The sequence below is a fragment of the Brachybacterium sp. JB7 genome (assembly GCF_003335205.1).
Taxonomy (GTDB): Bacteria; Actinomycetota; Actinomycetes; order Actinomycetales; family Dermabacteraceae; genus Brachybacterium; species Brachybacterium alimentarium.
Genome location: NZ_QPGN01000005.1, coordinates 41,008 through 53,110 on the forward strand (window position 1 = coordinate 41,008; position 12,103 = coordinate 53,110).

The 12,103-nt window shown below is 69.2% G+C and carries 12 protein-coding genes; 6 read left to right on the forward strand and 6 right to left on the reverse strand.

Annotated features, from left to right (window positions below):
* Positions 1 to 325: 325 nt before the first annotated feature.
* Positions 326 to 1,738, reverse strand: coding sequence for an aspartate ammonia-lyase (locus CIK81_RS07980; protein WP_096166251.1), 1,413 nt, complete (start codon positions 1,736 to 1,738; stop codon positions 326 to 328).
* A gap of 112 nt (positions 1,739 to 1,850) precedes the next feature.
* Complete coding sequence (locus CIK81_RS07985; protein WP_338065794.1) at positions 1,851 to 2,756, reverse strand: carbohydrate kinase; 906 nt, start codon at positions 2,754 to 2,756, stop codon at positions 1,851 to 1,853.
* 156 nt (positions 2,757 to 2,912) lie between these two features.
* Here CIK81_RS07985 and CIK81_RS07990 point away from each other — a divergent pair, with 156 nt between their 5' ends.
* Complete coding sequence (locus tag CIK81_RS07990; protein WP_114312395.1) at positions 2,913 to 3,659, forward strand: DUF4245 family protein; 747 nt, start codon at positions 2,913 to 2,915, stop codon at positions 3,657 to 3,659.
* Between the two features lie 114 nt (positions 3,660 to 3,773).
* Here CIK81_RS07990 and CIK81_RS07995 read toward each other — a convergent pair whose 3' ends face one another.
* Positions 3,774 to 4,103, reverse strand: coding sequence for an exodeoxyribonuclease VII small subunit (locus CIK81_RS07995; protein WP_338065795.1), 330 nt, complete (start codon positions 4,101 to 4,103; stop codon positions 3,774 to 3,776).
* 164 nt (positions 4,104 to 4,267) lie between these two features.
* Positions 4,268 to 5,569, reverse strand: coding sequence for an exodeoxyribonuclease VII large subunit (gene xseA / locus CIK81_RS08000; RefSeq protein WP_096197727.1), 1,302 nt, complete (start codon positions 5,567 to 5,569; stop codon positions 4,268 to 4,270).
* A 293-nt stretch (positions 5,570 to 5,862) separates the two neighbouring features.
* Between xseA and CIK81_RS08005 the strand changes: the two genes are divergently transcribed.
* Positions 5,863 to 6,867 (forward strand): 4-hydroxy-3-methylbut-2-enyl diphosphate reductase, encoded by a 1,005-nt coding sequence (locus tag CIK81_RS08005; protein WP_158541968.1) that lies wholly within the window; start codon positions 5,863 to 5,865, stop codon positions 6,865 to 6,867.
* A 4-nt stretch (positions 6,868 to 6,871) separates the two neighbouring features.
* Here CIK81_RS08005 and CIK81_RS08010 read toward each other — a convergent pair whose 3' ends face one another.
* Together CIK81_RS08010 and CIK81_RS08015 are read right to left on the reverse strand one after the other, a co-directional pair.
* A complete protein-coding gene (locus CIK81_RS08010) occupies positions 6,872 to 8,086 on the reverse strand; it encodes a DNA recombination protein RmuC (protein WP_241964074.1) in 1,215 nt (404 codons plus the stop codon).
* A gap of 250 nt (positions 8,087 to 8,336) precedes the next feature.
* On the reverse strand, positions 8,337 to 8,699 hold the full coding sequence (locus tag CIK81_RS08015; protein WP_096166797.1) for a helix-turn-helix domain-containing protein: 363 nt from the start codon (positions 8,697 to 8,699) through the stop codon (positions 8,337 to 8,339).
* A gap of 279 nt (positions 8,700 to 8,978) precedes the next feature.
* Here CIK81_RS08015 and CIK81_RS08020 point away from each other — a divergent pair, with 279 nt between their 5' ends.
* From CIK81_RS08020 to CIK81_RS08035, 4 genes are all read left to right on the forward strand, one after another.
* Positions 8,979 to 9,629, forward strand: coding sequence for an NAD(P)-dependent oxidoreductase (locus CIK81_RS08020; RefSeq protein ID WP_096166798.1), 651 nt, complete (start codon positions 8,979 to 8,981; stop codon positions 9,627 to 9,629).
* A gap of 132 nt (positions 9,630 to 9,761) precedes the next feature.
* Complete coding sequence (gene ychF / locus CIK81_RS08025) at positions 9,762 to 10,847, forward strand: redox-regulated ATPase YchF (protein ID WP_114307716.1); 1,086 nt, start codon at positions 9,762 to 9,764, stop codon at positions 10,845 to 10,847.
* Between the two features lie 182 nt (positions 10,848 to 11,029).
* Positions 11,030 to 11,341 carry a HigA family addiction module antitoxin gene (locus tag CIK81_RS08030; RefSeq protein ID WP_096197738.1) on the forward strand — a complete coding sequence of 104 codons (312 nt, stop codon included), beginning with the start codon at positions 11,030 to 11,032 and terminating at the stop codon, positions 11,339 to 11,341.
* Entirely contained in the window at positions 11,338 to 11,925 is a 588-nt protein-coding gene (locus CIK81_RS08035; protein WP_241964075.1) for a GNAT family N-acetyltransferase, read from the forward strand. Before CIK81_RS08030 ends, CIK81_RS08035 begins: the two co-directional genes overlap by 4 nt.
* Positions 11,926 to 12,103 lie beyond the last annotated feature (178 nt).

Consider the following 12,103-nt stretch of genomic DNA (forward strand, 5'->3'; position numbering starts at 1 on the left):
TGTTGGGCCTCGTGCGGGTGTGCCGTGGTGGGGGAATCCCCGGCCACGTGTCACGGACGGGCCGCTGGTGAGGTGGTCTGGCGATATCGCCAGTGCTCGTCACCAGCGGCCCGTCCAAGACATGGGCCATGGCGTGCTGCTCGAGCGACCGCTACACGGCGGGGCGGCTACCCGGAAGGGCTGCTACTCGGCGGGGCGGCTACCCGGAAGGGCTGCTACCCGGAGGGCAGCCCCACCGATGGGCGGCCCCTGCGAGGGTGGCCGCGCCGCACCTCCGAGCGGTGGCCGCGCGTACGGTCAGCCGATCGTGCGGCCAGCCGCCTGATCAGGCCTTCGGCGCGGTCATCGAGAGCACGTCCAGGGCGGAATCGAGCTGCTCCTCGGTGAGCTCGCCGCGCTCGACGAAGCCCAGCGCGATGACGGCGTCGCGCACGGGGATGCGCTCTGCGACGGCGTGCTTGGCGATCTTGGCGGCGCTCTCGTAGCCGATGATCTTGTTCAGCGGGGTCACGATCGAGGGAGAGGCCTCGGCGTAGAAGCGAGCCTTCTCCTCGTTGGCGACCAGACCGTCGACGGTCTTGTCGGCCAGCACCGTGGAGGCGTTGGCGAGCAGACGGATCGACTCCAGCAGGCTCGTGCCCATCAGCGGGATCTGGACGTTGAGCTCGAAGGCGCCCTGCGCACCGCCCCAGGCGATGGCGGCGTCGTTGCCCACGATCTTCGCGCACACCATGAGCACGGCCTCCGGGACCACCGGGTTCACCTTGCCGGGCATGATCGAGGAGCCGGGCTGCAGGTCGGGGATCGCGATCTCGCCGAGACCGGTGTTGGGACCCGAGCCCATCCAGCGCAGGTCGTTGCAGATCTTCGTGACGGACACGGCGATCGTGCGCAGCGCGCCGGACATCTCGACCAGGCCGTCCCGCGCGGACTGCGCCTCGAAGTGGTTGCGGGCTTCGGTCAGCGGCAGGGAGGTCTGCTCGGCGAGGTTCGCGATGACCTTCTGCGGGAAGCCCACCGGGGTATTGATGCCGGTACCCACGGCGGTGCCGCCCTGGGGGACCTCGGCCGTGCGGGGCAGAGCGGCCTCGACGCGCTCGATGCCGTAGCGGATCGCGGCCGCGTAGCCGCCGAACTCCTGGCCGAGGGTCACCGGGGTGGCGTCCATGAGGTGGGTGCGGCCGGACTTCACGACAGACTTCCATGCCTCGGCCTTGGCCTCGAGCGACTCGGCGAGGTGGGCGAGCGCCGGCAGCAGCTTCTCGACGACGCCGCCGGTGACGGCGACGTGCACGGAGGTGGGGAAGACGTCGTTGGAGGACTGTGAGCAGTTCACATGGTCGTTGGGGTGGACCTCGAGATCGCTGCTGGAGGCAAGGGTCGCGAGGACCTCGTTCATGTTCATGTTCGAGCTGGTGCCGGAACCGGTCTGATAGGTGTCGACCGGGAACTGATGGTCGTGCTCACCGGAGATGACGGCGTCGGCGGCGGTGACGATCGCGTCGGCGATGGCGCCGTCCAGCACACCGAGATCCTTGTTGGCCCGGGCGGCGGCCTTCTTCACCTCGGCGAGAGCGTGGATGTGTGCGGGCTCCAGGCCCTGGCCGGAGATCGGGAAGTTCTCGACCGCGCGCTGGGTCTGCGCTCGGTACAGCGCTGAGGCGGGGACGCGCACCTCGCCCATGGTGTCGTGCTCGATGCGGTAGCCGTCCTGCGAGGGCGTGGTCTGCTCTGACATTGATGCCTCCTGAGGAATTGTCGTGCGGTGATGAGGGCTGGGAACGTGCAGGGGGAACCGGGCCGCGTGGGCGAGGAGCCGGGCTGAGCGTCGCGGTTCAGCGAGCCGCTGCTCAGTCGAGCTCGTGGCTCCACGGGGGGTTGGCGCCGGCTCGGGAGACGGTGATCGCCGCCAGTGCGGAGGCCCGCCGCAGCACGGAGGCGACTTCGTTCGACGGGATCGCCTCCAGCTCGAGACGGTGCTCCGCACCGAGCAGGCTCTTGTCGGCGAGCGCGTCGAGGACACCGGCGGAGAAGGTATCGCCGGCACCGACGGAATCGACTGCGTCGACGACGACGGGGGAGACCTGCACCCGGCCGGAGCGGGCGAAGGCGACCGCTCCCTCGCTGCCGCGCGTGAGGATGGTCAGCAGCGGTCCGTGGTCGAGCCACGAGGCGACGGCGTCCTCGACGTCATCGGTGCCGTACAGCCAGGCCACGTCCTCGTCCGACGCCTTCACGACGTCGCTGAGAGCAATGTTCGCCTCGATCAGCCCGCGCACGGAGGCTGGGTCGCCCATCAGGGTGGGGCGGGCGTTGGGGTCGTAGCTGATCGTGGAGCGGTCGCGGTAGCGGCGCAGCACGTCCTCGACGGTCGAGGCACCGGGGGCCTGGACAGCTGCGATCGACGAGGTGTGCACGGCGTCGACCTGCTCAGGCAGACCCGAGGCGTCAGGGTCCCAGACCAGGTCGAAGGTGTACGTCGCCGCGCCTTGGGCGTCCAGCGTCGCCTCCGCGGTGGAGGTGGGCTGATCCAACGAGCTGCCGGGCGTCAGGACGACCCCGGACTCGGCCAGGTGGGCACGGATCTCGTCGCCTCGGGCATCCGAGCCGATACGGGTGAGCAGGTGGGCATCGTGCCCGAGGCGGCTGAGCGCCACGGCCACGTTCAGGGGGGATCCGCCTGGATGCTCACGACGAGTGCCATCGGCTTCGATGACGATATCGGTGAGGGCTTCTCCGGCAATCAGGATTCTCACGGTCACCTCCCGATCATCGCAGGTTTGGCGGATCGGAGCGAATGGAGCGCACGCCACGCGAACACGACGGGCGGCACCGGGTGCGGACAGCGAGGCGGGTGTGCCCTCGCCGACACCCTGGGAGCGCGCCGACGGGCCACCGGGGACAATAGCAGTATGCACGCCCCTGATGACCGCGCTCCCGACGCGCCCGCTGGTGACCGCAGCCCTGACGCGCTCGCTGGTGACCGCAGCCCTGACGCGCCCGCTGGTCGCGCCGCTGATGCGCCCGGTGCTGACCCCGCGCCCGCTACCTCCGCTGACGGTGCCGCCGACGGGCCCGCGCTCGCCCCCCAGCAGCCCAAGTCGGCGTATGAGCTCCCGTCGAGGAAGAACACCGTGCTGCGCAACATGGTGTGGGCGCTCGCGCTGACGATGGCGGTGGTCGTGGTCATCGGGATCGCGTTCTTCGGCGTGGGCAGCACGGATGAGCGCCAGACGCTCGAGAACTCCGAGGTCGACGTCGCCGGCAGCGCTGAGCGCGCGCAGGCCGTGGCGGACTTCCCGGTGGCGGTGCCGACGATGGAGGACGGATGGGCCGAGCGCTCGGCGCGCTTCACCGATGGAGACAGCCCGCGGTGGAAGGCGGAGTACACCTCGCCCGACAGCTCGTTGGTCACGCTCATCGAGGAATCCGACGTGAGCGCCCCGATGCTGTCCGCAGCGCTGCCGGGAACGCTCGTCGAGGAGGAGCTGACCCTCCAGGGCGTGCCGTGCCAGGCTCTGCGCAGTGGAGAGGACGGCTCGGAGAAGACGGGCATCTCCTGCGAAGGTGAGGACTTCGGTCTGCTGGTGTACGGGGCGGTCTCCTCGGAGGAGATCAGGTCGCTGACCGAGGCCGCACTCGCCGACATCCAGGCGTGACGCAGGGATGATCCGGTTCTGGTCGTGACCCCCGCAGGAGTGACGTGCGTGCGGCCAGGGGCCGGGCGGGAGCGGGACGCGCAGCCATCCTGACGCCGGGCGGGAGCGGGAGGCTCAGCCGTCCTGACGCCGGGCGCCGACGGCCTCGTCCAGGCGTTCGCGCGCACCGTCGAGCCACTGCTGGCAGCGACGGGCCAGCATCTCGCCGCGCTCCCACAGTCCGATCGAGTCCTCGAGCCCGCCCTGCCCCGACTCCAGACGGCGCACCACCTCCACCAGCTGGTCGCGAGCGGCTTCATAGGACAGCTCGGCGATGTCGGGCGGCAGCTGCACGTCCTCGGCCGGGGTCACCTCAGGGGTGGTCGATGCGCTGCCCGCAGCGTCGGCGGCTTCGACGGTGTCTGCGGGGTCGACGGGGGAGCTCTCGGCGGGGGACTGGGGCATGGGTGACTCCTCGTGGGTATGAACGATCAGGGGGACATGAACCCGATCAGGTTTGATCAGTGGTGAGCAGGGCGTTCAGGGCGTTCAGGGCGATCAGAGTGATCGGAGCGATCGGAGCGATCGGAACGACCAGGGCGAACGGGACGATCTGGCCCGCGGCGGGATCACGTGGTCGGTGGGGTGTACGGGTCGGAGTCGACGTGGACGACGCCGAAGCGGCCGCCCGCCACCCGGACGGACAGCTGATCCCCCTCGGCAGAGGACTCCGGGGTGCGGATGATGGTCCCGTCAGAGGCCTGGACCACGGCGTACCCCCTCTCGAGGGTCGCCAGCGGGCTGAGGGAGCGCACCTGGCGAGCCAGATGATCGGCCTCGTCGGCCGCCCGATCCAGACGCGCGCCGACCAGGGTGCGAGCCAGCGCGATCCGGGACCGGATCTCGTCGGCCCGACCGCTGAGGATGGTCGCGGGATTCTCCAGGACGGGGCGTGAGCGCATCGCATCCAATGCGGACTGCTCCCGCTCGAGCCGGGCGCGGATCGCCGAGCGCAGACGGGTTCGGCCCAGGTCCAGCTGGTCGAACTCGGCCCGGATGTCCGGCACGACGCGCTTGGCGGCGTCGGTGGGCGTCGAGGCGCGCACGTCCGCGGCGAGGTCGATGAGCGGTGTGTCGACCTCATGGCCGATCGCGGAGACGATCGGCGTGGTCGCTGCGGCTACCAGGCGGGTCAGCTGTTCGTCGGAGAACGGGAGCAGGTCCTCGAGTGATCCGCCGCCGCGGGAGATGATGATGACGTCCACCTCCTCGTGATCGTCGAGCTCTCGCAGGGCGGCGGAGACCTCGCGCACCGCCTTGGTGCCCTGCACGGCGACCTCGCGGATCTCGAACTGCACAGCGGGCCAGCGCCGCCGGGCGTTGACCACCACATCGCGCTCCGCGGCGGACTCCCGGCCGCAGATCAGCCCCACCACGCGCGGCATGAAGGGGAGTTCCTGCTTGCGGGAGGCGGCGAAGATCCCCTCGGCGGCCAGCACCCGCTTGAGCTGTTCGAGCTGGGCGAGCAGCTCGCCGAGGCCCACTGGCCGGATGTCATCGGCCTCGAGCTGAAGGCTGCCGCGCTTGGTCCAGAAGGTGGGTTTGGCATGGACCACCACGCGGGCCCCGGCGACCGGCTCGGTCGGCAGCCCGCGCAGCACGTGCTCACGGATCGGGACCGAGAACGACATGTCCACGTCGACGTCACGCAGGGTCATGAAGCTGAGACCGGCTCCGGGACGGCGGTTGAGCTGCACGATCTGTCCCTCGACCCAGAGCGGGGACATGCGTGCCACGTATTCGCCGACCTTCACCGACAGCTGCCGCAGCGGCCAGGGATTCTCCGCAGTGGTCTGGGCAGCAGTGGCGGCGGGCGCCGGACGCGGCTGCGCGGCCCCACCGGTGCCCTGTTCGGGAGTCGTCTCGGTCATGGGGCCACTCTGGCACGACGGTGGGACAGCTCGCTCGCAGTCGCCGACACGGGGGATGACGACCGAATGGGGAGGAGAGATCTCCTCGCAGCCTCTGCTCCCTCTGCAGCCCCTCCTCGTCTGTCCCTCTCCTGCGCTGCCGGCGGCGCCCTCCCCAGCACGATCGACCGGACGGCTCTCATCCCGGACGGCTCTCATCAGGTCGCTTGCGCTGGTGACCAGCCTGTGGAGGTGTGGTGAGTCTTGCGCCACGGGACTGCCGTGCCGGAGCGGGCGCCTCCTACGATGGTGGCGTGAGCAACGGAACCGTCCTTCTTGCCGAACCGCGCGGCTACTGCGCGGGTGTCGACCGGGCTGTGGTCGCCGTCGAACGCGCCCTCGAGCATTTCGACGAGACCGTGTACGTGCGCCACGAGATCGTGCACAACAAGTTCGTCGTCGACCGCTTGCGCGAGCAGGGCGCCGTCTTCGTCGACGAGGTCGACGAGGTCCCCGAGGGGGCACTCGTGATCTTCTCCGCCCATGGCATCTCCCCGAAGGTGCGCGAGATGGCCGAGCAGCGCAGCCTGCGCACCATCGACGCCACGTGCCCTCTGGTGACCAAGGTCCACAAGGAGGCGGTGCGCTTCGCCCGCGAGGACTACGACATCCTGCTGGTGGGCCACGAGGGCCATGAAGAGGTCGAGGGCACGGCGGGCGAAGCGCCCGAGCACATCCAGGTCGTCAACTCGCCCGACGACGCCGTCAACGTGACCGTGCGCGATCCCGACAAGGTCGTGTGGCTCTCGCAGACCACGCTCAGCGTCGACGAGACCATGGAGACCGTGGATCGTCTGCGCGAGCGCTTCCCGACGCTGCAGGCGCCGCCCAGCGACGACATCTGCTACGCCACCCAGAATCGTCAGGTCGCGATCAAGAAGATCGCTCCGGACGCGGATCTGGTGCTGGTGGTGGGTTCGCCGAACTCCTCGAACTCCGTGCGTCTGATGGAGGTCGCGCTGGAGGCCGGAGCGAAGAGTTCCCATCGCATCGACTCCGTCGCCGAGCTGCGCGAGGAGTGGTTCGAGGGTGTGGGGACCGTCGGCGTCACCTCCGGCGCCTCCGTCCCGGACGTGCTCGTGCAGGACCTGCTGGTCGAACTCTCCGCACGCGGATTCGGCGATGTGAAGCCGGTCCGCACGGCCACCGAGGACCTCATGTTCTCCCTCCCGCGCGAGCTCCGCCAGGAGATGAAGGTCCGCGGCGAGGACGACCGCCGCACCAAGCCCTCCGGCGACCGGGCGACCGCCGAATCCTGACCGGTCAGCCGGCGCGACCCTCCTGCGACGGAATCGAGGTGCGGGCCGGGGACGGCGAGGCGAGATCCTCGATCTCGGCGGTGTCCAGCGTGCGTGCACGGCGCGTGAGCTGGTCGACCTCGTCCACCGCCGTGCCGGTCAGCCCGACATCCTCGAAGCGGCGCGCGGTGACCATGACCCGGGTCTGCAGCGAGCCGACGGCGTCGTTGAACGCCGCGACCGACGAATCCAGCGAACGACCCACCTTGCCCAGGTGCGAAGTGAAGGTGCCGAGGCGATGGTGCAGCTCTCGGCCGGTATCGAGCACCTCCCGGGCATCGCGGTTCAGGGCGTCTGTGCGCCAGGTGTGGGCGACCGTGCGCAGCAGCGCCATCAGGGTGGCAGGGGAGGCGACGACGACGTCCTTGCCGAAGGCGTCGTCCAGCAGCGTCGGATCCGTCTCGAGGGCAGCGGCGAGCACGCCGTCACTCGGCACGAACAGCACCGTGAACTCCGGGGTGTCCCCGAGCGCCTTCCAGTACGCCTTGGACGAGATGACGCCGACGTGGTGCCGCAGCGCCTTCGCGTGAGCCTTGCGCCGTGAGGCGGCGCGCACCGGATCGGTCTCCTCGGTGGCGTCGAGGTAGGCGTCCATCGGGGCCTTCGCATCGATCACCACGTGACGGTCCCCGGAGAGATGGACGACCAGGTCGGGGCGCTGCCCGGCATTGCCGTCGGCCCGCGTGCCGGACAGCTGCTCGGTGAAGTCCACGTGCTCGAGCATCCCGGCGGCCTCGACGATCCGACGCAGCTGTAATTCGCCCCAGCGCCCTCGCGCCGTCGGAGCCCGCAGCGCCGCAGTGAGCGCGCTGGTGCCCGTCTCGAGGGACTGTGCGCGCTGCGCCAGCTGGGCCAGGTGGGAACGCAGCGCTCCCTCGGCCTCCATCCGGGCGGCCTCGGAGCGCGCCAGCGAGCGCTCCAGGTGGGAGAGGGTCGCGGTGATCGGGGCCAGGGTGCGCTGCAGCTCGGCCTCGCGCTCCTCCTCCGCGGCGTCCCGGCGGGCGACGTCGCGCTCGTGGCGCTCGTCCGCCAGGCGCAGCAGGCTGCCTGCGGTGTCGGAGTCCGTTCGTCGGCGCTGCTCCAGATGCTGCGCGCGCTCGCGCACGACCAGCCAGGTCGCCGCGGCTCCGAGGGCCACGCCCAGCATCAGTCCCAGCAGAAGCATCTGTACACCGCTCATGGGATCAGCTCACCACGGGGGTGTGACAGGCGAGCGGAGGCACGCCTGGTTCGCCCGCGGAGCGTGCCGGCGCGCCGATGAGGACACAGACGTGATGCTCGACGCCCTCCCACTGCCGCCCTCACAGTGCTCGGCAAGTACCCGGCCTTGAGGCTGCTGACACGACTGCGGGGTGGTCGACGGAGTGCGGACCTCCGATCGCGGCCAGGGGCATCCCGTCACGACGCCGCGCGGCGATCACGGGGCCGGCTCATGCCACCGACGACCGGTCGCGGGACGACTGCACCTCACCCATGTGCTCTTTCGCCCAGGCCACGAGAACGTGCAACGGTCCCAGCAGCGAACGGCCCAGCTCGGTGAGCTCGTATTCGACATGCGGCGGGATCTCCGGATACGCCGTGCGCAGGACCAGCCCGTCGGCCTCGAGCGAGCGCAGGGTCTGGGTGAGCATCTTCTGCGAGATCCCGTCGACGCGACGGGCGATCTGGGAGAAGCGCTGCGGGCCGTCCTCCAGCATGCCGATCACCAGGACCGTCCAGCGGTCACCGATGCGGTCCAGGAGCCGACGCGAGGGACAGTCGCGCACATACGGGTCGAAGCTGAGCGTGGTCATGACAGATGCTCCTCGGGTCGGGTCGGGTCGGGTCGGGTCGGGTCGGGTCTGGGCGGGTCTGCCCTGCTCGGGGCAGGGCAGGGCAGGCCGGGCCGTGTGCGGGCGTCTCGGGAGGCGGACGACAGTCGCCCCGGGACGGTTACCGCAAAGTGCCTACTTCCCGTTGGAGACTAGGTTACCTACAGTGAGCAACGAGGTCCACAGCGCAGGCTGCGGGCAAGGGGCAACCCCGTCCCGCATCGATCGTGGCGCTCGAAGGAGCGCCCGGAAGGAGAGCTCATGGCTCGCATCACCGTTCTCGGCGGCACCGGATACGCCGGAGCCCACATCGTCAGGGAGGCCATCCAGCGCGGCCATGAGGTTGTCTCCGTCAGTCGCACCGCCTCGGACGCCCTGCCCGACGGTGTTGTTCATCGGGCGGGCGACGTGCGGGACGAGGCGCTGCTGCGTGAGATCGCCGCCGATGCGGACGCCGTGATCGCGGCGGCCTCACCGCGCGGAGACCTTGCCGTTCCCGGCGTTCTGCGCACTGCCTATGCGACTCTCGCGCGGCACGCTGCGGAGAACGACACCCGTCTCGGCGTGATCGGCGGTGCCGGTTCGCTGAGGATGGCCGAGGGCGGGCCGAAGCTCGTGGACGCCCCCGACTTCCCCGACGCCTTCGTCGACGAAGCCCGTGAGCTCGAGGCGGTGCTCGACGATCTTCAGGCGCGGGCCGACGGGCTCGACTGGTTCTACATCAGCCCGGCTGCCGGGTTCAACGCCCTCAACCCGGGCGAGGCGACGGGAACCTATCGAACGGGCGGCGACCTGCTGCTGGCCGACGAGTCCGGGAAGTCCGAGCTCTCGGGCGCCGATCTCGCGCTCGCCGTGCTCGACGAGGTCGAGAAGCCTGCCCACTCCCGCGAGCGCTTCGCCGTCGCCTACTGACATGCTCCGCGCAGGCTCGGCCGCCCTTCAGCCGCGGGTCAGCCGCGGGCGCGCGGTCGAGCCTGCACGTGAGACCAGCGGCTCACCGCACCGGAGCCCGGGATCCACGGCAGGCCCGTAGAATCTCCTGCTGTGGCTCTTACTATCGGAATCGTCGGTCTGCCCAATGTCGGCAAATCCACCCTCTTCAATGCTCTGACGCGCGCTGAGGTGCTCGCTGCGAACTACCCGTTCGCGACGATCGACCCCAACGTCGGGATGGTCCCGCTGCCCGACCCGCGCCTCGCGCAGCTCGCCGAGGTCTTCGGCAGCCAGAAGCTGCTGCCCGCGACGGTCTCCTTCGTGGACATCGCGGGCATCGTCAAGGGCGCCAGCGAGGGGGAGGGGCTCGGCAACAAGTTCCTCGCCAACATCCGCGAGGCCGACGCGATCTGCCAGGTCACCCGCGCCTTCGCCGACCCCGACGTGACCCGGGTGGACGGCTCCACCGACCCCTCCGGCGACATGGAGGTCATCACCACCGAACTCATCCTCGCCGACCTCCAGACCATCGAGAACTCGATGCAGCGCCTGGAGAAGGACACCAAGCGCGGCCTGGTCGATTCCGCTGTGCTCGAGAACGTCATCAAGTCCAAGGCGCTCCTGGAGACGGGCAAGACCCTCTACCAGGGCGGCGAAGCAGCCGGCATCGACCTGGACGCGGTGCGCGAGCTCCAGCTCATGACCGCCAAGCCCTTCATCTACGTGTTCAACACCGATGAGGAGGGGCTCGCCGACACCTCCTCGCAGCAGGCGCTGCGGAACCTCGTCGCCCCGGCCGAGGCGATCTTCCTGGATGCCAAGTTCGAATCCGAGCTCATCGAGCTCGACGCCGAAGAGGCCGCCGAGATGCTCGAGAGCACCGGCCAGGAGGAGTCCGGCCTGGACCAGCTGGCGCGCGTCGGCTACGAGACCCTGGGCCTGCAGTCCTACCTGACCGCTGGCCCCAAGGAATCCCGCGCTTGGACGATCCCCAAGGGTGCCACCGCACCGCAGGCCGCCGGCGTGATCCACACCGACTTCGAGCGCGGCTTCATCAAGGCCGAGATCGTCTCCTTCGATCAGCTCATGGAGGCCGGTTCGATGGCCGAGGCCAAGGCCAAGGGCTGGGTGCGCATCGAGGGCAAGGACTACGTCATGAAGGACGGCGACGTGGTGGAGTTCCGGTTTAACGTCTAGCGCTAGGCAACAACGGTTCCGACAGGCCGTGGTGGGGTACGCGCGTGCGCTCGGTTGAGCCTAAGATCTCGTGCTCGAGCTGCTGAAGAGCGATCGGGCCGGGCAGCACAGCAGTAGGTTTGAGGACCTGTGGCGGTCCTGCCTCAGGTGGACCGGTGCTGGCTCGGAGGAGGCGGAGATTGTTGACTGTCACTGACATCGAGGGCGAGCTCGCTCCGTTCCGTCCGGGTGAGTTCCTCATGGAAGACTTCATCGAAGGCTTCGACATCACGCCGAACACGGCCGCATTGTCGAACGGAGACCCATCACGTCGGATCTGCGAGTCCGTGCACGGTAAGCGTTCGATCGCGACCGACGCTCCGCTGCGTTTTGGCAAGCAATACGGGACGACCGCGCAGTTCTGGCTCGACCTGCAGACTCGCTACGATCCCGACCTCGCCGAGGATCGTGCGGCCGAGCAGGTCGCCGCAATCGAGCCGCTGAGGTCCGCGTGAGTGCCACCACCGAGGTGAGCCCGTTTCCACCGATGGAGTCGGAGCTGGTCACTGATCGGCTTCGGCTTCGCCCGTGGCTGCTGGCCGACAGTGGAGCCGTGAGGACGTTGTGGCTGGAGCGCGACCCGAGAGTGCCCGCGAGGCGTCGTATCGACGATGCCGGTCGCCCGACGGAGTCTGAGATCGGTGAGCTCATCGAGGCGCAGCTGGAAGAGTCGGCCGCGTCCGGGTTGTCGGTACTGGCGATCGAACGTCGGGTTGCGCCTGGTTTCATCGGGTACTGCGGTTTGAGCATCGGCGATTCGACGCTGAACGAGCCAGAGATCGTCTTCGAACTTGCACGATCAGTGCGCGGTCGCGGATACGCAACCGAAGCCGCGAGCGCCGTCCTCGATACTGCTTGGACGACTGGGCGCTCCCGCGTCTGGGCCTCAGTCCGGGAATGGAACGCCGCTTCCTTCAGGGTGCTGTCAAAGCTGGGCTTCACCGAAGCTGCTCGGCGGGACCCCGATCCGGATCACGGCGATACCGTATGGCTGACACTCGACGTCAGCGGTCAAGAGCGCGGCTCGAGACGTTCGTAAGTGCCGGAACACGGTGGCCTTGCAGTTCACTTGCAGTTCAACAGAATGGGGACCGTTGTCGTGACCCCGATGGCGATCGAGGCCAGCGATAACCGGTCATCACATTTGAGGGTGCAGGAGTAGGAACTGCCGCTCGATCAGGTCAAGATGTCACCTATCCATGTGGCAGTCCGGTCGG

What these genes read in the sequence shown, in the direction of transcription:
- CIK81_RS07980 (WP_096166251.1), bottom strand. Translation starts at nt 1,738, where the DNA reads ATGTCAGAGCAGACCACGCCCTCGCAGGACGGCTACCGCATCGAGCAC.
- CIK81_RS07990 (WP_114312395.1), top strand. Translation starts at nt 2,913, where the DNA reads ATGCACGCCCCTGATGACCGCGCTCCCGACGCGCCCGCTGGTGACCGC.
- CIK81_RS07995 (WP_338065795.1), bottom strand. Translation starts at nt 4,103, where the DNA reads ATGCCCCAGTCCCCCGCCGAGAGCTCCCCCGTCGACCCCGCAGACACC.
- xseA (WP_096197727.1), bottom strand. Translation starts at nt 5,569, where the DNA reads ATGACCGAGACGACTCCCGAACAGGGCACCGGTGGGGCCGCGCAGCCG.
- CIK81_RS08010 (WP_241964074.1), bottom strand. Translation starts at nt 8,086, where the DNA reads ATGAGCGGTGTACAGATGCTTCTGCTGGGACTGATGCTGGGCGTGGCC.
- CIK81_RS08015 (WP_096166797.1), bottom strand. Translation starts at nt 8,699, where the DNA reads ATGACCACGCTCAGCTTCGACCCGTATGTGCGCGACTGTCCCTCGCGT.
- CIK81_RS08020 (WP_096166798.1), top strand. Translation starts at nt 8,979, where the DNA reads ATGGCTCGCATCACCGTTCTCGGCGGCACCGGATACGCCGGAGCCCAC.